Source organism: Thermococcus profundus (assembly GCF_002214585.1).
Taxonomy (GTDB): Archaea; Methanobacteriota_B; Thermococci; order Thermococcales; family Thermococcaceae; genus Thermococcus; species Thermococcus profundus.
Map to the genome: position 1 here is coordinate 604,337 of NZ_CP014862.1, position 17,336 is coordinate 621,672.

Sequence of the window (17,336 nt, forward strand, 5' to 3'; positions counted from 1 at the left end):
GGATTTTAAAGTTCAAAGAATCTTGAGAATCATCTTCAGTGCTATCAGGTAGAGAATCACTCCGATTATCTGTTTCACCTGCTCTGAGCTCATCTTGAAGTGCATGAGGTGGGTTCCAAGCCAGCCGCCCGCTATCGCTGAGATGGAAACAACCCCCAGGAGCTTCCAGTCGAGGGCACCCATACCCCAGTAAGTTAGGAAGCCGCTCAGAGATGAGAAGAAGACCACCAGAGCTGTTGTGGCGGCCACCTTTTTCGGCTCGTATCCGAGCATTATGAGGGTCGGACTTATTATACCGCCCCCGCCGACGCCGAGCAGTCCGCCGAGGAATCCCGCCAGCCCTCCGATGAGCGAGCCCTCGACGATGTGGTTTCCACTTCCCTCCCTCGGCCTCGGTCTGAAGAAGATCATCATGGTTCCGGAGTACAGGAGGAAGGCGATGAAGACCCAGAGAACGTACTTCTTGGGTATTAACTTCCCGGAGTATGCCCCGAGGGGGGCGAAAATCGTGGCCATAATCAATATTGGGAGGCCGAAGCGGTGGTCGAGCTTGCCGTGCTTGATGTTTTTAACCGTCGCCGAGAGCATTGAGAGGGTGTTTATAAAGAGGCCGGTGGGCTTTGCCACCATGAGCGGTATTCCGAGCCACGTCATAGTTGGAACTATGGCTATCGCGCTTCCGACTCCTCCAATGGAGAAGACAACGCTCAGAATGAACGCTATGATGCCGATAGCTATGTAGTCCATTAGGCCCACCCATTTTGATTGTTCCTCCGAATGAAATTAGATCCATTTAAAAAAGTTTTGAGGCGTTGAATTATTTTGGTGGGAAAACTTTTTTAAGTCCACCTAAACCCCGTCGTGTGGAATAAAGAACAGACGGGGGGAGGTTCATGGAAAAGCTGAGGGAGTTCAATCCAGCGGTGTTCGCCAGCGTCATGGGGACGGGGGCAGCGGCCATAGCATCATACCGCTATGCAGGCTACCTGAGCTGGTTGCGGGAAGTTGGGATGGGGCTAACTTACTTAAACTTTGCTCTGTACTTTATCCTGCTCGTTCCGTGGCTTTTGAGGTGGGTGTTCTACAGGCACGAAGCTTTGGAAGACCTCAGGCATCCCTCCAAGGGCCACTTCTACGGCACCAGCGGAGCGGCGACCATAGTTCTTTCGGCCCAGGCATTGGCCATACTGAAAAACCAGACCCTAGCATGGTACCTGTGGCTCTGGGGACTGGTTCTGACGTTCATATTCGCGTTCTGGATGTCATATGAGGTCTTCATAGCGGGTGAAGTTGACCTCAGGCATCTCTCGCCCGCCTGGTACATACCGCCCGTTGCGCTGGTCATAGTTCCCTTCGGAGCGGCCTTCATGAGAACGACTTCGGGCTACACTCAGGAATTAACCGTCATCGTTAACTACCTCGGCTGGGGAGCCGGCTTCTTCCTCTACCTGGTGCTCTATGCAGTTGTCACACTGCGCTTCATCAGGCACGAACTCATGCCTCCCCAGATGGCCCCCCTGATCTGGATGAACCTCGGTCCCATCGGGGCAAGTATAACGGCCCTCTTTGCCCTGATAGAGAATTCCACGATTCCGATACCGAAAGAACCCTTCATGGCGTTCGCCTTTTTCCTCTGGGGGCTCGGCTTCTGGTGGCTCGTAATGGCAACCGCTATGACACTCCACTACATCAAGAATCTGAGTCTTCCGTACAGCGGCTCGTGGTGGGCCTTCGTTTTCCCGCTGGGGGCCTTTGTGAACGCCACAAAAGACCTGGGGAGTACTTTTGGATTGAACCTCATGTCCTACTTTGGATTCCTGCTTCTCTGGCCGCTCTTGACAATCTGGCTGGTGACCATAATAAAAATGGTCAGTCCTGTGAGGGGCGAGAGGAGCTGATGCACTCGCTCTCTTTCTCCTCCAGTTCTATTATTTTTCTAAGTATGCACTCGAGGACGTCCAGTTCCTTCTTGATTCCTTCAAACTGACGTTTTCTGTCCTCATCTGCTTCGTTCACGAGCTTTTCCACGATCTCCTTTAGGGGCTTTATCTCCCTCTCAAGCGTGTCCTTGGGTATCTTCAGGAACTTCTCCAGGAAGATCGGCATGGCCGTAAAGTACTTTATCCTGCCCCGTCTCCTGCAGGCCACGAGGTACTCCCTTGTAAGCTTGCTGAGGGCTATTGAAATCGAGGATCTGCTCAGTCCTGTTTCTTCCGCGAGGGTGGATATCGTCATTGGTTTTCCATGGAAAAGAAGAACGGCATAGACCCTGGCCTCGGTTGAACCGTAGCCCCATCTTGTAAGCATCCTCTCAATTATCTCCACGAACTTTGTCTTGTCCTTTGCCTTCACTGACATTCTTCGTCCCCCTCACAGATTAAGATTTTAGAACGCTCCCTATAAAACTCTTACCCAAAAAGAAAAACGAAAAGAGTTTGGAAATCGAAGGAATCATTCCTTGGCAGTGGCTATTATGGCACCGCCTATTAGTGCGATCCATGCACCGATAGTCCAGAAGCCGCCATCGAAGGGCATCGTTATAAGAGCCAGGATGACGATCGTCCATCCAACCGCTCCGGGGCTCTTCTTGTAGTAGTAGGCCAGGCCCATCATGATCAGGCTCAGGATTATCTCCGTCCAGCCGACGACGCTGGCACTTCCATAGTGCCAGCCGTAGAACGACTTGTTAGCCAGGACGACTATACCATCGAGCAGTATCAACAGGGCACCTGTAAGGGCCGTCCAGAGACCGGTTTTCGCAGAGGCCATCCCAATCACCTCCAGGGGTTTTCATTATACGGTCTCTTTAATACTATTTAAATTTTTCGGTTATTTTTGATATGTCAGAAATAACTAACATAACGAAAACTTTATACGTAAATGTCATCGACCCTCTATCGGTGGTGGGGATGAGCGCTGGAGAGGGTGTTGAAGCTGAAATTAGAGAGTCAGGGGGAAATCAACTCAGCACCGCATTAACCGCTTTCAAACTCATACTCGGGAATCCGCTGGCGAGGGCTCTGTTGCGTCCGACTTTGAAGAAGTACAACATAAACGGCAGAGAACTGCCTGCCCTCTACTGGGCGCTCAGCGTCTATGCCGGCGAGAGCCTCAACGAGCCGATGATGATACGCTTTCAGGCAGACGTCCTCAAGGTTCTCCTCAAGCTGGGCATAAAACTCGCAAGAGGTGACGAAGAGGCAGTAAAGGAAGCCCTGCTGAGGGACCCACACATAAGGCGCGGCATCTGGGTAGTTCTGGAGGGGATAGCCAAATACGGAATAACCGTTCCGCAAAAGTTAGCCGGACCGTTCCTCATAGTTTGGAACTTCACCAACATGTGCAACTTTCGGTGCAAGCACTGCTACCAGAGAGCTGACAGGCCACTTCCTAGCGAGCTCTCCTTGGAGGAGAAGCTGAACCTCGTTGACCAGCTCGACAAGGCTGGAGTCGCGGCGGTAGCTATAAGCGGTGGCGAGCCAACTATTCACCCGGACTTCTACCGCATCGTTAAAGAACTCGCCAGCAGGGGGATCCACACTTCAGTTGCCACGAACGGCTGGACGTTCGCCGACAAGGAGAAGCTACAGAAGGCGGTTGACCTTGGTCTGAAGTACGTCGAGGTGAGCGTTGACTCTGCAAAGCCGGAGAAGCACGACGAGTTCCGCGGAATTCCAGGGGCGTGGGAGCACGCTACAAAAGCCCTTGAGAACGCTGTTGAGCTGGGCATCAGCCACGGGATGGCAGTGGTTATGGACAAGGAAACCTTCCAGGAGATAGACGACATCCTGGATTTGGCAGAGAACATAGGAGTGAAGCGCGTCATATTCTTCAACCTCGTTCCAACGGGAAGGGCGGAGGAGATGGTGAAGGTCGACCTAACGCCAGAAGAGCGCGAGGAGTTCATGAAGGAGGTGTACCACCAGATGAAGAAGAGGAAGCTGGAGATACTGACGACGGCACCGCAGTACGCAAGGGTTACGCTCCTTGAGAGCAAGGGAAAGAACATCACCCCAGCCCACTTCTACATAGGGGAAAACAACGCCGTCAAAACCCTGGCGGAGTTCATCGGCGGTTGTGGCGCCGGAAGGATATACGCGGGCATAGAACCGGATGGAAGCGTCGTCCCATGTGTCTTTCTGCCGTTGCCAGTTGGAAACGTGAGAACCAGAAACTTCAAGGACATCTGGGAGAACAGCAGAATATTCAACCTGCTGAGGGACAGGGACAACTTTACCGGCCAGTGCAGGAACTGTCCCTACAGGAACATCTGCGGCGGCTGTAGGGCGAGGGCATACCACTACACCCTCGATTTACTCGGCGACGACCCAGGATGCATAATCAACAAGCGCCTCTGGGAGCAGATCGTGAAGGAAGGAAAGCCCAAGGGCATCAGTGAGGTCAGCTGGGTGGACGAGAGCGTCGTCCTGAGGGGGCCGGCCCTCTACATACCGAGCTATTACAAAGCCGTTGAAGTAACCGGGGAGAAGCTCCTCTCCTCGGTCTCAACGGGTCAAGGAGTCAAGGCCTATCGCCGCTAAACTCTTTTCAATTTTCCTTTCATTTACCCAGCAGACCTTTGATTATCAGCCCCGTTGCTTCTTCCTCGGTTAATCCCTTGGCCATCAGTTGGATAAGCTGGGCGTCGTTTATCCTGCCTATGGAAGCTTCGTGTGTAAGCTCCGCCTTATCGTTCTTCACCCTCAGGAGCGGCACAGTTTGAACGTCCGCGTTCCCTTTAACTATCTCGTGGCACTCCACATGGCCTTTCGCATAGTCCCCCAAGCCGTAGGCCTCGTTCACGACGTTCACCTTAGCTTCGTCGAAGGCTATGACAGTGCTCTTGAGGTTGGCCCTTGAGTGGGCTCCCTCAAGGTAGGCGACCTCCCTGATCTCAACGGAGTCATCTTTAACCGCCTTGACCCTCGACTCGAGCTCAAGGACTGCCCTCTCGCCGAGCTTGACTATCATCTCAAGCTTCAGCTCCTTAGCCCTGTGCTTTGTAAGTGAGAACTTTCCAGTGTAGCGGGCGTTTCTTTCGAGTTCAACCTCCGTCTTTGATATCATCCTCACGCCTTCGCCATGAATATGCTCATCTTCGTAGGAAATCCGGGAGTTCTCACCGGCTTTTATAACCGTTAGAGCCTCGTGGGTAAAGTCCTTCGCGTAGGGGAAGATGCAGTGGGAAAGGAACTTCACCTTAGAGTTCCTGCCGGCCTTGATGTTGAAGACGATCTTCTGATAGCCCTCACTCTTCAGGTAGCCTGTGCAGAGGTGTATCGGGAACGGAAGCTCTACATTGTCTTCTATCTCAACATCCGCCTTGACGCCGTTCTCTATCTCCTCTCCCTTTATCCGAACCCCTGGGGCGTTGTTGAAGCCGATTATCTTCTCCCCGCTTATGATTATCGCCGCTATCCTGTCGCCGAAGAGAGAGGTGTCGAGGCCCTCCTTCTCGTAAACATCTATTAAGGCCTCGTACTCCTTAACGCGGTCAATCCTTATCGTCATCCCCCACCATCCCCGTCAGAAAGCATCTTCCACAGGTCTTCTTGTAGTAATCGACCACCTCACGGGAGAACCCCTTCTTGAGGAGCCTGCCGGCGCAGACGAAGTAAGCAAAATCCGTCTTGGCCGCTATCTCTTCGTGGTGGGTGATGAGAATCACAGTGGTTCCCACCTTTCTGAAGTACTCCAGAACGTTCTCAATGAGTTCTCCCGCTGTTATGTCGAGGCCAGAATCAGGTTCATCGAGTATCGCATACCTGGACCTCAGCAGGAGGAGGGATGCCAGCTCAATCCTCTTTCTCTCGCCGCCGCTCAGGCTCTTATCAACGAAGCGGTGGGCGTAAAGTTCGTAGGGGAGCCCAACTAGCTCGAGGACTTCTTTAAGTTCGTTTTTGTCCACTTTGACCTTTCCGCCGAGGGTGAGGTACTCCTTAACCGTTATCCCGTCGTAGCGTGCAGGCTCCTGCCAGAGCAGAGTAATCCCGAGCCTCGCTCGCTCTGTTACGTTCAGCCCGGTTATATCTCGCTCATCAAGCAGAACTTCGCCCCCGGTGGGCTTCACGACTCCCATTAAAACCTGGGCTATGGTCGATTTTCCCGCCCCGTTGGGGCCAAGGATGGAATAGCTCATGCCCTCTTGGAACTTCATGTTTATTTCGCTTAGAATCCTCCGCCCGTTCCTCTCGTAGGTGATGTCCCTTAAACACAGCATAGGCATCAAAAGAATCTCATATGAAAGAAATTTAAAATTTTCTGGACAGTTCTGCCCAGAACCCTTGGTTGGAAACTAAGACATATGAAAAAGATTTTAAATAAATGTAACCTAGCATAAACTGAGGTGAGTGAAATGGCCGACGTTAAGGCCCCGATCATTGGAAAGGATGCCCTCGGGCGCGAAGTCAAGGATCTGAGCGTTATTCCATGGTGGGGCATTGATAGAAAGGAGATAGAATGGTATCCAAAAATAAACTACAGTGTCTGCGCCCGCTGTGGCCTCTGCTTCGTTACCTGTGGGAGGAGGGTCTTTGACTGGGACACCGAGGAGGGGAAGCCAGTCGTTGCTAGGCCCTACAACTGTCTCGTAGGGTGCAACACGTGCGCGATGGTCTGCCCCTGCAACGCCATTGAGTTCCCGCCGAAGGAGTACGTTAAGAAGCTCGTCGTGGAGCATGGAGTCATAAGAAAAGCCTTCGAAATAACGAAGCCCCTGACGAAGAAGAGGGAAGAGAGCACCAACGGAGCGGAGAGCGTGTTCAATCCCTGAGAAGGTTTAGAACGTCTTTAACATTTTTCCCAGCTTCCACCTTGATTATTCTGACTCCACCAGCGTCAAGTATCGCCTTTCCCTTCGGGCAGTCCATTGGGGTTAACAGCACGTTCACCCCAAGGTTGACCAGAAAAAGAGCCACCTTGGAGCCGGCACCGTAGGGCTCTCTTCGGTATGGGTTCTCGACAACTTCCACGTTTTTCACTTCCCCATCCTCAAGCTCAACAACTGTGAAAGTTTCAGCCCTTACGAGGCTCTCATGAACCCCATCATCCAATCCGCCTTTCGAAGTCGGAATGGCCACTCTAGTCATTCTTCTCACCGCAGATCGTGTTTTTATCTTCGCACCTTCCAGCCTCAAGCTGAACGGTTACGTGGGTTATTCCAAAGCGTTTAAGCTTTTCCTCAACCTCGTCTATGAACCTCTGCGCCTCCCTTATAGGCATGTCGTCGACTTCGACGTGGCACTCGAAGTGGATTTCCTTTTCCCCTATCCGCCAGACGTGGAAGTGGTGGGCGTTCCTGATGCCGGGGATGGCCTCGATCTCTTTTTTGATCTCGTTTAGATCAATATCCGGTGCCGCCTCCATAAGCACTTCAATGCTCTCCTTTAATATCTCGTAGCCCTCTTTGAAGATGTAGAGCGAGATCAGAATCGTAACGAGGGGGTCTACCCAGAGGACCTTCCACCGTATTATCGCGATTCCGCCGACAACAACCGCAACCGATGAGAGGGTGTCGCTAAGGAGGTGCAGATAGGCGGAGCGGACGTTCATGCTCTCGTGTGCGTGACTGTGAAGGAGGAGAACTGAGATCAAGTTGGCGAAGAGGCCTATCAAAGCAACGCCGAGCATAAGCGGGCCGTCTATCGGCTCCGGGTTCTTGAAGCGTCTGTATGCTTCAATGAGAAGGAAGAGCGCAACACCGACCAGAACAGCGGAATTAACGAACGCTACCAGAATCTCGGCCCTCTTGTAGCCAAAGGTATACTTCTCGTTCCTCTCCCTTTCGCCGATCTTTATGGCCAGATAGCTCGCGAGGATGCTCATAGAGTCGCTGAAGTTGTGGAGGGAATCGCTGAGGAGGGCGAGACTTCCAGAGATTATGCCGCCGATGACCTCGGCTAGGGTTATTACAATGTTGAGGGCAAAGGAAAACAGCATCCTGCCCTTAAGCTCGCCGTGGTGATGATGGTGGGCCATTTTCTTCCACCATTTCGATCTATGTTCACCCGTTAAAAAGATTTTCGTTATGTGAACGGATAGTTTAAAACTCAGCCATTTTTAAGGTGGCGCTACTAAAGCACTTCGGTGATACCATGCACGAGTGGGCGCTTGCCGATGCTATAGTGAGGACAGTCCTCGATTATGCCCAAAGAGAGGGAGCAAGCAGGGTGAAGGCGGTTAGGGTTGTTCTCGGTGAACTTCAGGACGTTGCCGAAGACATCGTGAAGTTCGCGATGGAGCAGCTCTTCGCAGGGACGATCGCGGAAGGAGCTGAAATAGAGTTCGTTGAGGAAGAGGCAGTATTCAGATGCAGGAACTGTAACTACGAGTGGAAGCTCAAGGAGGTAAAGGAGGAGTTCGACGAGAGGATCAAGGAGGACATACACTTCATTCCTGAGGTGGTTCATGCATTCCTCGCCTGTCCCAAGTGCGGAAGCCACGACTTCGAGGTCGTTAAGGGAAGGGGCGTTTACGTGGCAGGCATAAAGATCGAGAAGGAGGGGGAGGCATGAACGCGATAGACCCGAGGGAGATAGCGATAAACGCGAGGCTCGAGAGAGTTAAGCGCATCATCCCGGTGGTCAGCGGAAAGGGAGGTGTCGGAAAGTCCCTCGTCTCAACGACCCTCGCCCTAGTTCTCGCGGAGAAGGGCTACAAGGTCGGCCTCCTCGACCTCGACTTTCACGGGGCAAGCGATCACGTGATTTTGGGTTTTGAGCCCAAGGAGTTCCCGGAAGAGGACAGAGGGGTTGTTCCTCCGACGGTTCATGGAGTAAAGTTCATGACGATAGCCTATTACACTGAGGACAGACCGACCCCCCTTCGCGGGAAGGAGATAAGCGACGCCCTCATTGAGTTGCTCACGATAACTCGCTGGGACGAGCTGGATTACCTCGTCATCGACATGCCGCCTGGCCTCGGCGACCAGCTCCTCGACGTTCTGCGCTTCCTCAAGCGTGGAGAGTTCCTCGTCGTCGCTACACCTTCAAAGCTCTCCCTCAACGTCGTAAGGAAGCTCATCGAACTCCTAAAGGAGGAGGGGCACAAGGTCATCGGCGTCGTCGAGAACATGAAGCTGGACGATGAGAAGGACGTTGAAAGGCTCGCTGGGGAGTTCGATGTTCCCTACATGGTGGGCATACCGTTCTATCTCGACCTCGACTCGAAGATTGGAAACGTTGAAGAGTTGATGAAGACGGAGTTCGCGGGGAAGATAAGGGAGCTGGCGGGGAAGCTTTGACTTCCCTTATTTTATTTCCGGTGATTGAAATGAACGCCCTTGAGGAAGTTTTCTCCGGAAAGAAGAGGATCGTGATATGCGGAATCGGCAACGAGGTAAGGGGCGACGACGCCTTCGGCGTCCTCGTTGCGGAGAGGCTGAAAGAGCTGGTGAAAAATCCCGACGTTCTTGTCCTCAACTGCGGCGAGATGCCTGAGAGCCATGTAGGAAAGATCACAGACTTCAGACCGGATTTAGTGGTGTTCGTTGACGCAATACACTTTGAAGGAGAAGTGGGGGAAATCATAATCGCAGACCCGCTGAAAACATTGGGGGAGGTCATATCAACCCACAAGCTTCCTCTGAGGCTTGTGGCGAGCTATCTGAAAGAACAAACTGGAAGTGATGCAGTCCTTATCGGCTGTCAACCGGGTTCGACGGGCCTCTTTGAGGAGCCGAGTGAGCTGATAAGGGAGCGGGCTGAGAAGCTAGCCAGGCTTCTCGCCGAGATTTTGAGGTGACTATGGTGGATGCCTCGATTATCTGGCTTGTGGCGGGAATATTTGCCCTAGTCTCATTCGCTCTGGACTTCAGGGCTGAGGAGAATGTTAGCCAGAAGCTAGTGGATCTCTTCCTTGGGCTGGGCTTTCTCGCCTGGTACATCGGAAGGGATTACGCAGGGGCAGTCTTCATGCTTGCTGCAGCCATTTTGTACTACCCTCAACTCAAAAGGAAGTTGATCAGGTGGAGGCACGGGTGAGTCTCCTCAAATCCCCCCTCGTGTTCACGTTGAAAAAGCTCTCCCGCCAGTCCTCCGGCAGTTTTTCGATCTCGATGTAGCAGGCGTCGCTCTCCCTTATCGCCTGGTTTATAGCGTAGTTTCCTGACTTTATCCGTTTCTCCAGAAAGTCCCTAAAAGAACCCGAGTAAGCGGCGTGGAGGGGTTCAAGGTAACCGTTGCTCCACCTCGGTACGCAGGCGGACTTTTTGGCCTCTTCAAAGCGCTCAATGATGAAGTCTACGAACTCAGGAACGAGGAGCGGCATGTCGCCGGCAACGAGAAAGGCATCCCCGAGGCTCAAAGCCGTGTAAATACCGCCCATCGGCCCAACCATCAGCTCATCGACCACAACATCGTACCCAAAGCCCTCCATCTTCTCCGCGTTTTCCTTTGAGGCAACTAGGATTATCTCGTCTATTCTCCTAGCCTGCTCCAGTCTCTCAAGGGTGTAAAGAAGGAGGGACTTCCCGTTGATCCTGAATAAAAGCTTGTCCCCGCCGAAACGCTTTGCCCTGCCTCCGGCCAAAACAGCACCCATCATGACCATCACGCGATTTGAGGTTCTAAACCACTGGTTTTAAAAAGCCCTATAAGAGCCTTGCCCAACTTCAGAACGGTGGGGAAAATGTGTCTCGCAGTGCCTGGAAAGATCATCGAGGTCAACGGCCCGGTCGCGGTGGTTGATTTCGGGGGAATAAAGAGGGAGGTGAGGCTCGACCTCCTGCCCAATGTTAAGCCCGGAGACTGGGTGATAGTCCATACCGGCTTTGCAATAGAAAAGCTGGACGAGAAGAGAGCGATGGAAATCCTGGAAGCCTGGGCAGAGGTTGAGAACGCGCTGGGGGGATTCTGATGGAGAACCCCTTCAGTAGCTACCGCTCCCGCGAAGTCGCCTCCAAGCTCGTGGAGAGGATCAAAGAGGAAGCAAAAACCCTCGACGGCGAAATCAGAATAATGCACGTCTGCGGAACCCATGAGGACACGATAACGAGGCACGGGATTAGATCTCTCCTCCCGGAGAACGTCAAAGTAGTCAGCGGGCCGGGCTGCCCCGTCTGCATAACCCCCGTTGAGGACATCGTGGCGATGCAGCTCATAATGAGGAAGGCGAGGGAAGAGGGTGAAGACATCATCCTGACGACCTTCGGGGATATGTACAAGATTCCAACGCCAGTGGGGAGCTTCGCCGACCTAAAGAGCGAGGGCTTCGACGTCAGGATCGTGTACGGCATCTATGACACCTACAGGATAGCGAAGGAGAACCCGGACAAGACGGTCGTTCACTTCTCACCGGGCTTTGAGACGACCACCGCTCCGGCGGCCGGAATGCTGAACTCAGTAGCCCAGGAGGGGCTTGAGAACTTCAAAATCTACTCAGTTCACCGCTTAACCCCTCAGGGAATCGAGGTTTTGATAAAGCAGAAGAGCAGGATAGATGCACTCATAGATGCCGGCCACGTCTCTACTATAATCGGTGTGAAGGGCTGGGAGTTCCTGAGCGAGAAGTATGGAATTCCCCAGGTCGTTGCGGGCTTCGAGCCTAACGACGTCCTTATGGCGATACTCATGCTCATAAGGATGTACAAAGAGGGCGACGCGAGGGTCGTGAACGAGTACGAGAGGGCAGTTAAGTATGAGGGCAACGTTGTGGCACAACAGCTGATCGACAAGTACTTCAAGGTCGTCGATGCCAAATGGAGGGCCTTAGGGATCTTCCCCGGAACGGGCCTTGAGGTCAGGGACGAGTGGAGGGACTTTGAGATAAGGAACTTCTACAAGGTCGAGATTCCGAAGAACCTGCCGGATCTTGAGAAGGGATGCCTCTGCGGCGCCGTGCTGAGAGGCTTGGCGATGCCAACGGACTGCCCGCACTTCGGAAAGACCTGCACGCCGAGACACCCCGTCGGGCCCTGCATGGTGTCCTATGAGGGAACCTGCCAGATATTCTACAAATACGGAGTGCTGTTTTAACACCAAAGGTTCAAAACTCCCCTACCGTTTTCAACTTTTGGTTTTGGAAACCTATAAAGCCTCCAAAGCCCCAATGAAAAGCGGTGGGAGGAATGAGGGCTTATCATTTTCACGTTCAGGGAATCGTTCAGGCGGTCGGGTTTCGGCCGTTCGTCTATCGGATAGCCCACGAGCACAACCTTCGGGGCTACGTGAAGAACCTCGGCGATGCAGGCGTTGAGATAGTCGTTGAGGGGAGAGAGGAAGACATCGAGGCCTTCGTCGAAGACCTCCATAGAAAGAAGCCCCCATTGGCGAGGATTGACAGGATTGAGAAGAATGAGATTCCACCCCAGGGATTCGACCGCTTCTACATCGAGAAGAGCTCCAAGGGTGGAACGGGAGGGGACTCGATAATCCCGCCTGACATAGCGATCTGCGACGACTGCCTGAGGGAGCTCTTTGACCCGACCAACAAGCGGTACATGTATCCCTTTATCGTCTGCACGAATTGCGGGCCAAGGTTCACGATAATAGAGGATCTCCCCTACGACAGGGAAAACACCACGATGAAGGAGTTCCCGATGTGCGACTTCTGCCGGAGCGAATACGAGGATCCGCTCGACAGGCGCTACCATGCTGAACCAACGGCCTGTCCCGTCTGCGGCCCTTCCTACAGACTCTACACCAATGACGGGCAGGAGATATACGGCGACCCGCTCAGGAAGGCGGCCGAGCTGATTGACAGGGGCTACATCGTGGCAATCAAGGGGATCGGCGGAATACACCTGGCTTGCGATGCAACAAACGAGGAGTCCGTTGCCGAGCTGAGGAGGAGAACCTTCAGGCCACAGAAGCCCTTTGCTATAATGGCCAAAGACCTCGAGACCATCAAAAGCTTCGCCTACGTCAGTAAAGAAGAAGAGGAGGAGCTGACCTCCTACAGGCGACCGATACTAACGCTCCGCAAGAGGGAACCCTTCCCGCTCCCGGAGAACCTCGCGCCGGGCCTCCATACCATCGGAGTCATGCTCCCCTACGCTGGAACCCACTACATTCTCTTCCACTGGAGCAGGAGCAAGGTCTACGTCATGACGTCAGCCAACTACCCTGGGATGCCGATGGTTAAGGACAACGATAGGGCCTTCCAGGAGCTTAAGGAGATGGCAGACTACCTGCTCCTCCACAATAGGAAGATACTGAACCGCGCCGACGACAGCGTGATAAGGTTCGTCGACGGAAAGAGAGCCGTGATAAGGCGCTCCCGCGGTTTCGTGCCCCTCCCGATAGAGATACCCTTCGAGTACAACGGCTTAGCCGTTGGGGCTGAGCTCATGAACGCCTTCGGTGTGGCAAAGAACAGGAAGGTCTACCCGAGCCAGTACATAGGCAACACTGGGAAGGTCGAAGTCCTAGAGTTCATGAGAAATGCCATAGCCCACTTCAGGAAGATTCTGAGGGTTAAGAGCCTCGACCTAATCGTAGCCGACCTCCACCCGACATACAACACAACTAAGCTTGCGATGGAAATGGCGAACGAGCTGGACGTTGAGCTTCTCCAGGTTCAGCACCATTACTCTCACATAGCGAGCGTTATGGCGGAGAGGAACCTAGATTCGGTCATCGGGATAGCGCTCGACGGCGTTGGCTACGGAACCGATGGGAACACGTGGGGTGGCGAAGTCTTGTACTTGGGCTACGAGGACGTCGAAAGATTAGCCCACATTGATTACTATCCCCTCCCTGGAGGAGATTTGGCGAGTTACTACCCTCTGAGGGCCCTTATGGGGATACTGAGCAAAGTTTACCCGATTGACGAGCTTGAAGGGATAATAGGGCGTTGCTGTCCGAAGGCCGTCGATAGCCTCAAGTACGGAAGGGTAGAGTTCAACGTGGTTTTAAACCAGCTTGCCAAGGGGATAAACACCGCATACGCCTCGTCAACTGGAAGGGTCCTCGATGCAATAGCCGTTCTCCTCAACGTCGCATATAGGAGGCACTACGAGGGAGAGCCGGCTATGAAGCTCGAGAGCTTCGCCTTCAAGGGCAAGAACGACCTGAAGTTTGAGGTTCCAGTTGAAGGAGAGCTGATAAAGGGCGAGGAGCTGTTTGAGGAGATTCTTGAGGTGGTTGAGAGGGCCCCACCAGCGGACATAGCTTATTCCTCCCACCTCGCCCTCGCGAGGGCCTTCGCCCAAACAGCAGTGGAGAAGGCGAGGGAGTTCGGGGTGAGGAACGTGGCTTTAAGCGGTGGCGTAGCCTACAACGAGCTGATAACCAAGACAATAAGGAAGGTCGTGGAGGCGAACGGGCTTAACTTCCACGTGACAACCGAGGTTCCGAGGGGCGACAACGGGATAAACGTCGGCCAGGCCTTCCTCGGGGGTCTTTACCTAGAGGGATACCTGAAGAAGGAGGATCTGATGCTGTGAGAAAGGATATAAGCAGTGGAGACTTAGAAGTTTGGGGGAGAGCGCGAATGCCGATCCTAGAGAGGAATGAGCTCGAAGGAATACTCAGGGAGGTGAAGGCAAAGCTCCAAGAGATTCTTGGGGAAAACCTAGTTGAGGTTATCCTCTTCGGCTCCTATGCGAGGGGGGAAGCTGAAGAGTGGAGCGACGTGGATGTTCTCGTCGTTGTGAGGCAGTGGCCAACGCTTGAGGAGCTCGACAGAATGGCAGAGGCGACTAACAAATATGCCATCGAAAAAGGAGTGGTGATAGCGCTCATACCCTACGTCGAGAAATCGGAGATGAGCTCGGACCCACTAATACTTAACGTGATGAGGGAGGGCATAAGGGTATGATCAATTATCCTGCCATAATACACAAGGCCGAGGAAAGCCTGGAAGCGGCCAAGGCTCTTCTAGAAAAAGGGGCCTATGAATTCGCTGTTTCCAGGGCGTATTACACGATGTTCTACTGCGCAGAGGCCATCTTATTAACAAAAGGCATCTCGGTTTCGAAACACTCTGCCGTCATAGCACTCCTCGGGAAGGAGCTCGTGAAAACTGGGGAAATCCCATATAAGTTCTTCACCTATCTGAGGCTGGCCTTCCAACTTAGACCGGTGGCAGATTACTCCTTTGAGACCCACCTGTCGGAAAAGACGCCAGCGCCCAAATCAAAAGGGCAAAGGAGTTTTTGGACTTCACGCGCTCATACCTGAGGGAGAAAGGCCTGATAGGTGATTGAGATGGGTGAAAAAATAAAGCTCGAACACGGAGCCGGCGGAGAGATAATGGAGGAGCTTTTGAGGGACGTTATCCTCAAAACTCTGACGCTGAAGTCAGCCGGCGGAATAGGGTTGGATGCACTAGACGACGGTGCCACAATACCATTCGGGGACAAGCACATGGTATTCACCATAGACGGGCACACGGTAAGGCCCCTCTTCTTCCCCGGCGGGGACATAGGTCGCCTAGCGGTCAGCGGGACGGTGAACGATCTGGCCGTTATGGGAGCTGAGCCGATAGCTCTCGCCAACTCGATGATAATCGGCGAGGGCCTCGGCATGGAGATACTGAAGAGGGTTCTCAAGTCGATGGACGAGACGGCAAGGGAAGTCCCGGTTCCAATAGTCACGGGCGACACCAAGGTCGTTGAAGATAAGATTGAGATGTTCGTGGTAACAGCCGGAATAGGAATCGCGGAACACCCGGTGAGCGACGCCGGGGCGAAGGTCGGTGACGTTGTGTTGGTCAGCGGGACGATAGGCGACCACGGCATAGCGCTGATGAGCCACAGGGAGGGCATAGCCTTCGAGACCGAGCTGAAGAGCGACGTCGCACCGATATGGGACGTTGTTAAGGCCGTTGCCGACTCAATCGGCTGGGAGAAGGTCCACGCGATGAAGGACCCGACGAGGGCCGGTCTGAGCAATGCGCTCAACGAGATCGCCCGTAAGAGCAACGTCGGAATCCTCGTAAGGGAAGCTGACATCCCGATAAGGCCTGAGGTGAGAGCGGCGAGCGAGATGCTCGGTATAAGCCCCTACGATGTCGCCAACGAGGGCAAGGTGGTTATGGTCGTCGCGAGGGAGTACGCGGAAGAAGCTCTTGAAGCCATGAGAAAGACCGAAAAGGGCAGGAACGCGGCAATAATCGGCGAGGTGATAGACGACTACCGCGGCAAGGTTCTGCTCGAGACGGGAATAGGTGGAAAAAGGTTCATGGAACCCCCGGAGGGAGACCCCGTTCCGAGGATATGCTGATCCCTCACTTTTCTTCCCTTGAGAACAGCCTCCAGAAGGAGACCATCGAGGCGCCGTAGAGAATACCCGTTACGAGGAACGGGATCGTGAGAGAGCGGTCGAAGATTAAGCCGCCGACGTACTGGCCAATTCCAAAGGTGGCCGTCCAGGAGAGGTTTCTCAATGCTAAGGCAGTTGAGCGCTCCTCGGTGGAGAAGAAGCGCATCATGAATGCGTCCCATATTGGGTTCACTATGTTCATGAGGATCGTCCTCACGATGTAAACTAGGGCCGCCAACGGAAAGGTCGGCAGGAAGGGCATTCCTGCTATCAGGACTGTTGCGCTGCCGTTGAAGCCAACTATGGTCTTAACGCTCCCGAGCTTATCTGCTAAAGCCGGAAGGAGGAAGGTGCCGAGGCCCATTATGAACTGCTGAATCGCGAAGAGGCCGCCTATGCTCTCCAAGCTGGTGCCGAACTTCCTGTTGAACCACAGACCCATGTATGGAATCGTTACACCGGCCCCGAGGCCTATTAATGCACTGGGAAGCGAGAATTTGAGAATCTTGATCACAGTCTCGCGCTCAAATTTTATCTGCCGTCCCTTCCTGTCAAGTATCGGATGTACAAGGGAGATAACAGCCAGTTGGAGGAAGATAAAGCCTACCGATACCATCAGCGTATCCCTGTACGGGTTCTCGCCGTCCAGGACTCCTGGGAGGAAACCTCCAAGGAAGGTTCCAAAGGCGGCTCCGAAGGTTCCCATAGCTGAGTTGAGGGAAAAGAGGTAGTGTCTGTTCTCATCTCTCGCCTCCTCGCTGAGGAGGGACATTAAGGCGGGCCCCTCGAGAGCCATGCCCACGCCGAGGAGCACGGATGCAATGGCCAGGAATAGAAATTCCGGTAAGAATACCTGGATGAGTCTTCCCGAGGCGAAGAATGTAAGGGCGAGGATTATGCTCCTCTTGTAGCCGATCTTCACCGAGAGCGGGCCTGTAAAAAGAAGGAGAACCGCCTGGGCTATCGTGGAGAGTGAGAAGAGCACGCCCATGTTCGTATAATCCATACCGAGGGACTTGAAGTAGAACGGGACTATGAACCAGGCTATATTGCCCCCTAACCAGCCGAAGAAGGAGTACAAAACCACTAGATAGGCGTCGCGGCTGAACCCTGCGTATCTGCTCAGCGGCATGG

General features: G+C 53.5%; 22 protein-coding genes. 13 read left to right on the plus strand and 9 right to left on the minus strand.

Features of this window, described 5'->3' with window-relative positions:
* Positions 1-12 precede the first annotated feature (12 nt).
* A complete protein-coding gene (locus A3L09_RS03370) occupies positions 13-747 on the minus strand; it encodes a sulfite exporter TauE/SafE family protein (protein ID WP_088857618.1) in 735 nt (244 codons plus the stop codon).
* 146 nt (positions 748-893) lie between these two features.
* On the opposite strand from A3L09_RS03370, the gene tdt reads away from it, so the two are divergent.
* Positions 894-1,898 carry a TDT family transporter gene (gene tdt, locus A3L09_RS03375; RefSeq protein WP_088857619.1) on the plus strand — a complete coding sequence of 335 codons (1,005 nt, stop codon included), beginning with the start codon at positions 894-896 and terminating at the stop codon, positions 1,896-1,898.
* Here the strand turns inward: tdt and A3L09_RS03380 are convergent.
* Both A3L09_RS03380 and A3L09_RS03385 read right to left on the minus strand, forming a co-directional pair.
* A complete protein-coding gene (locus A3L09_RS03380) occupies positions 1,870-2,358 on the minus strand; it encodes a GbsR/MarR family transcriptional regulator (RefSeq protein WP_088857620.1) in 489 nt (162 codons plus the stop codon). The two genes, tdt and A3L09_RS03380, sit on opposite strands and share 29 nt — an antisense overlap.
* 93 nt (positions 2,359-2,451) lie before the next feature.
* A complete protein-coding gene (locus A3L09_RS03385) occupies positions 2,452-2,769 on the minus strand; it encodes a hypothetical protein (RefSeq protein ID WP_088857621.1) in 318 nt (105 codons plus the stop codon).
* A gap of 140 nt (positions 2,770-2,909) precedes the next feature.
* Between A3L09_RS03385 and A3L09_RS03390 the strand changes: the two genes are divergently transcribed.
* The gene (locus A3L09_RS03390; RefSeq protein ID WP_088857622.1) at positions 2,910-4,541 is read left to right on the plus strand and encodes a radical SAM/SPASM domain-containing protein; all 1,632 of its coding nucleotides are present in this window, start codon (positions 2,910-2,912) and stop codon (positions 4,539-4,541) included.
* Positions 4,542-4,560: 19 nt separating this feature from the next.
* Here A3L09_RS03390 and A3L09_RS03395 read toward each other — a convergent pair whose 3' ends face one another.
* Positions 4,561-5,511 (minus strand): SufB/SufD family protein, encoded by a 951-nt coding sequence (locus A3L09_RS03395; protein WP_088857623.1) that lies wholly within the window; start codon positions 5,509-5,511, stop codon positions 4,561-4,563.
* Positions 5,495-6,220, minus strand: coding sequence for an ATP-binding cassette domain-containing protein (locus A3L09_RS03400; protein ID WP_088858970.1), 726 nt, complete (start codon positions 6,218-6,220; stop codon positions 5,495-5,497). Before A3L09_RS03400 ends, A3L09_RS03395 begins: the two co-directional genes overlap by 17 nt.
* Before the next feature lie 135 nt (positions 6,221-6,355).
* Between A3L09_RS03400 and A3L09_RS03405 the strand changes: the two genes are divergently transcribed.
* Positions 6,356-6,772 (plus strand): 4Fe-4S dicluster domain-containing protein, encoded by a 417-nt coding sequence (locus tag A3L09_RS03405; RefSeq protein WP_088857624.1) that lies wholly within the window; start codon positions 6,356-6,358, stop codon positions 6,770-6,772.
* Here A3L09_RS03405 and A3L09_RS03410 read toward each other — a convergent pair.
* Both A3L09_RS03410 and A3L09_RS03415 read right to left on the minus strand, forming a co-directional pair.
* Positions 6,762-7,088, minus strand: coding sequence for a NifB/NifX family molybdenum-iron cluster-binding protein (locus A3L09_RS03410; RefSeq protein WP_088857625.1), 327 nt, complete (start codon positions 7,086-7,088; stop codon positions 6,762-6,764). The genes A3L09_RS03405 and A3L09_RS03410 overlap by 11 nt on opposite strands.
* A complete protein-coding gene (locus tag A3L09_RS03415) occupies positions 7,081-7,977 on the minus strand; it encodes a cation diffusion facilitator family transporter (protein WP_088857626.1) in 897 nt (298 codons plus the stop codon). The genes A3L09_RS03410 and A3L09_RS03415 overlap by 8 nt, the downstream gene beginning before the upstream one ends.
* Before the next feature lie 116 nt (positions 7,978-8,093).
* Between A3L09_RS03415 and hypA the strand changes: the two genes are divergently transcribed.
* The 4 genes from hypA to A3L09_RS03435 are packed head-to-tail and all read left to right on the plus strand — an operon-like array spanning position 8,094 to position 9,980.
* Positions 8,094-8,513 carry a hydrogenase nickel incorporation protein HypA gene (hypA, locus tag A3L09_RS03420; protein ID WP_088857627.1) on the plus strand — a complete coding sequence of 140 codons (420 nt, stop codon included), beginning with the start codon at positions 8,094-8,096 and terminating at the stop codon, positions 8,511-8,513.
* Positions 8,510-9,241 carry an Mrp/NBP35 family ATP-binding protein gene (locus A3L09_RS03425; protein WP_088857628.1) on the plus strand — a complete coding sequence of 244 codons (732 nt, stop codon included), beginning with the start codon at positions 8,510-8,512 and terminating at the stop codon, positions 9,239-9,241. Before hypA ends, A3L09_RS03425 begins: the two co-directional genes overlap by 4 nt.
* 29 nt (positions 9,242-9,270) lie before the next feature.
* On the plus strand, positions 9,271-9,741 hold the full coding sequence (locus tag A3L09_RS03430) for a hydrogenase 3 maturation endopeptidase HyCI (protein WP_088857629.1): 471 nt from the start codon (positions 9,271-9,273) through the stop codon (positions 9,739-9,741).
* 5 nt (positions 9,742-9,746) lie between these two features.
* Positions 9,747-9,980, plus strand: coding sequence for a hypothetical protein (locus A3L09_RS03435; RefSeq protein ID WP_157727193.1), 234 nt, complete (start codon positions 9,747-9,749; stop codon positions 9,978-9,980).
* Here A3L09_RS03435 and mobA read toward each other — a convergent pair.
* The gene (mobA, locus tag A3L09_RS03440; RefSeq protein ID WP_088857631.1) at positions 9,961-10,542 is read right to left on the minus strand and encodes a molybdenum cofactor guanylyltransferase MobA; all 582 of its coding nucleotides are present in this window, start codon (positions 10,540-10,542) and stop codon (positions 9,961-9,963) included. The two genes, A3L09_RS03435 and mobA, sit on opposite strands and share 20 nt — an antisense overlap.
* 84 nt (positions 10,543-10,626) lie before the next feature.
* On the opposite strand from mobA, the gene A3L09_RS03445 reads away from it, so the two are divergent.
* The 6 genes from A3L09_RS03445 to hypE all read left to right on the plus strand — a co-directional run bounded on the left by A3L09_RS03445 (position 10,627) and on the right by hypE (position 16,163).
* Positions 10,627-10,854, plus strand: coding sequence for a HypC/HybG/HupF family hydrogenase formation chaperone (locus A3L09_RS03445; RefSeq protein WP_088857632.1), 228 nt, complete (start codon positions 10,627-10,629; stop codon positions 10,852-10,854).
* Positions 10,854-11,972 (plus strand): hydrogenase formation protein HypD, encoded by a 1,119-nt coding sequence (gene hypD, locus A3L09_RS03450; RefSeq protein WP_088857633.1) that lies wholly within the window; start codon positions 10,854-10,856, stop codon positions 11,970-11,972. The genes A3L09_RS03445 and hypD overlap by 1 nt, the downstream gene beginning before the upstream one ends.
* Before the next feature lie 92 nt (positions 11,973-12,064).
* Entirely contained in the window at positions 12,065-14,383 is a 2,319-nt protein-coding gene (gene hypF / locus A3L09_RS03455) for a carbamoyltransferase HypF (protein WP_088857634.1), read from the plus strand.
* Between the two features lie 47 nt (positions 14,384-14,430).
* Positions 14,431-14,757 (plus strand): nucleotidyltransferase domain-containing protein, encoded by a 327-nt coding sequence (locus tag A3L09_RS03460; protein WP_088857635.1) that lies wholly within the window; start codon positions 14,431-14,433, stop codon positions 14,755-14,757.
* Positions 14,754-15,119: a HEPN domain-containing protein gene (locus tag A3L09_RS03465; RefSeq protein WP_335755348.1), complete on the plus strand. Its 366-nt coding sequence runs from the start codon at positions 14,754-14,756 to the stop codon at positions 15,117-15,119. The genes A3L09_RS03460 and A3L09_RS03465 overlap by 4 nt, the downstream gene beginning before the upstream one ends.
* Before the next feature lie 27 nt (positions 15,120-15,146).
* On the plus strand, positions 15,147-16,163 hold the full coding sequence (hypE, locus tag A3L09_RS03470) for a hydrogenase expression/formation protein HypE (RefSeq protein ID WP_088857636.1): 1,017 nt from the start codon (positions 15,147-15,149) through the stop codon (positions 16,161-16,163).
* 4 nt (positions 16,164-16,167) lie between these two features.
* Here the strand turns inward: hypE and A3L09_RS03475 are convergent, their stop codons facing one another.
* Positions 16,168-17,334: an MFS transporter gene (locus tag A3L09_RS03475; RefSeq protein WP_088857637.1), complete on the minus strand. Its 1,167-nt coding sequence runs from the start codon at positions 17,332-17,334 to the stop codon at positions 16,168-16,170.
* Between the last annotated feature and the right edge of the window lie 2 nt (positions 17,335-17,336).

Excerpts from the sequence above, each read along its gene's own strand:
- A3L09_RS03370 (WP_088857618.1), bottom strand. The coding sequence starts at position 747 with ATGGACTACATAGCTATCGGCATCATAGCGTTCATTCTGAGCGTTGTC.
- tdt (WP_088857619.1), top strand. The coding sequence starts at position 894 with ATGGAAAAGCTGAGGGAGTTCAATCCAGCGGTGTTCGCCAGCGTCATG.
- A3L09_RS03380 (WP_088857620.1), bottom strand. The coding sequence starts at position 2,358 with ATGTCAGTGAAGGCAAAGGACAAGACAAAGTTCGTGGAGATAATTGAG.
- A3L09_RS03385 (WP_088857621.1), bottom strand. The coding sequence starts at position 2,769 with ATGGCCTCTGCGAAAACCGGTCTCTGGACGGCCCTTACAGGTGCCCTG.
- A3L09_RS03390 (WP_088857622.1), top strand. The coding sequence starts at position 2,910 with ATGAGCGCTGGAGAGGGTGTTGAAGCTGAAATTAGAGAGTCAGGGGGA.
- A3L09_RS03395 (WP_088857623.1), bottom strand. The coding sequence starts at position 5,511 with ATGACGATAAGGATTGACCGCGTTAAGGAGTACGAGGCCTTAATAGAT.
- A3L09_RS03400 (WP_088858970.1), bottom strand. The coding sequence starts at position 6,220 with ATGCTGTGTTTAAGGGACATCACCTACGAGAGGAACGGGCGGAGGATT.
- A3L09_RS03405 (WP_088857624.1), top strand. The coding sequence starts at position 6,356 with ATGGCCGACGTTAAGGCCCCGATCATTGGAAAGGATGCCCTCGGGCGC.
- A3L09_RS03410 (WP_088857625.1), bottom strand. The coding sequence starts at position 7,088 with ATGACTAGAGTGGCCATTCCGACTTCGAAAGGCGGATTGGATGATGGG.
- A3L09_RS03415 (WP_088857626.1), bottom strand. The coding sequence starts at position 7,977 with ATGGCCCACCATCATCACCACGGCGAGCTTAAGGGCAGGATGCTGTTT.
- hypA (WP_088857627.1), top strand. The coding sequence starts at position 8,094 with ATGCACGAGTGGGCGCTTGCCGATGCTATAGTGAGGACAGTCCTCGAT.
- A3L09_RS03425 (WP_088857628.1), top strand. The coding sequence starts at position 8,510 with ATGAACGCGATAGACCCGAGGGAGATAGCGATAAACGCGAGGCTCGAG.
- A3L09_RS03430 (WP_088857629.1), top strand. The coding sequence starts at position 9,271 with ATGAACGCCCTTGAGGAAGTTTTCTCCGGAAAGAAGAGGATCGTGATA.
- mobA (WP_088857631.1), bottom strand. The coding sequence starts at position 10,542 with ATGATGGGTGCTGTTTTGGCCGGAGGCAGGGCAAAGCGTTTCGGCGGG.
- A3L09_RS03445 (WP_088857632.1), top strand. The coding sequence starts at position 10,627 with ATGTGTCTCGCAGTGCCTGGAAAGATCATCGAGGTCAACGGCCCGGTC.
- hypD (WP_088857633.1), top strand. The coding sequence starts at position 10,854 with ATGGAGAACCCCTTCAGTAGCTACCGCTCCCGCGAAGTCGCCTCCAAG.
- hypF (WP_088857634.1), top strand. The coding sequence starts at position 12,065 with ATGAGGGCTTATCATTTTCACGTTCAGGGAATCGTTCAGGCGGTCGGG.
- A3L09_RS03460 (WP_088857635.1), top strand. The coding sequence starts at position 14,431 with ATGCCGATCCTAGAGAGGAATGAGCTCGAAGGAATACTCAGGGAGGTG.
- A3L09_RS03465 (WP_335755348.1), top strand. The coding sequence starts at position 14,754 with ATGATCAATTATCCTGCCATAATACACAAGGCCGAGGAAAGCCTGGAA.
- hypE (WP_088857636.1), top strand. The coding sequence starts at position 15,147 with ATGGGTGAAAAAATAAAGCTCGAACACGGAGCCGGCGGAGAGATAATG.
- A3L09_RS03475 (WP_088857637.1), bottom strand. The coding sequence starts at position 17,334 with ATGCCGCTGAGCAGATACGCAGGGTTCAGCCGCGACGCCTATCTAGTG.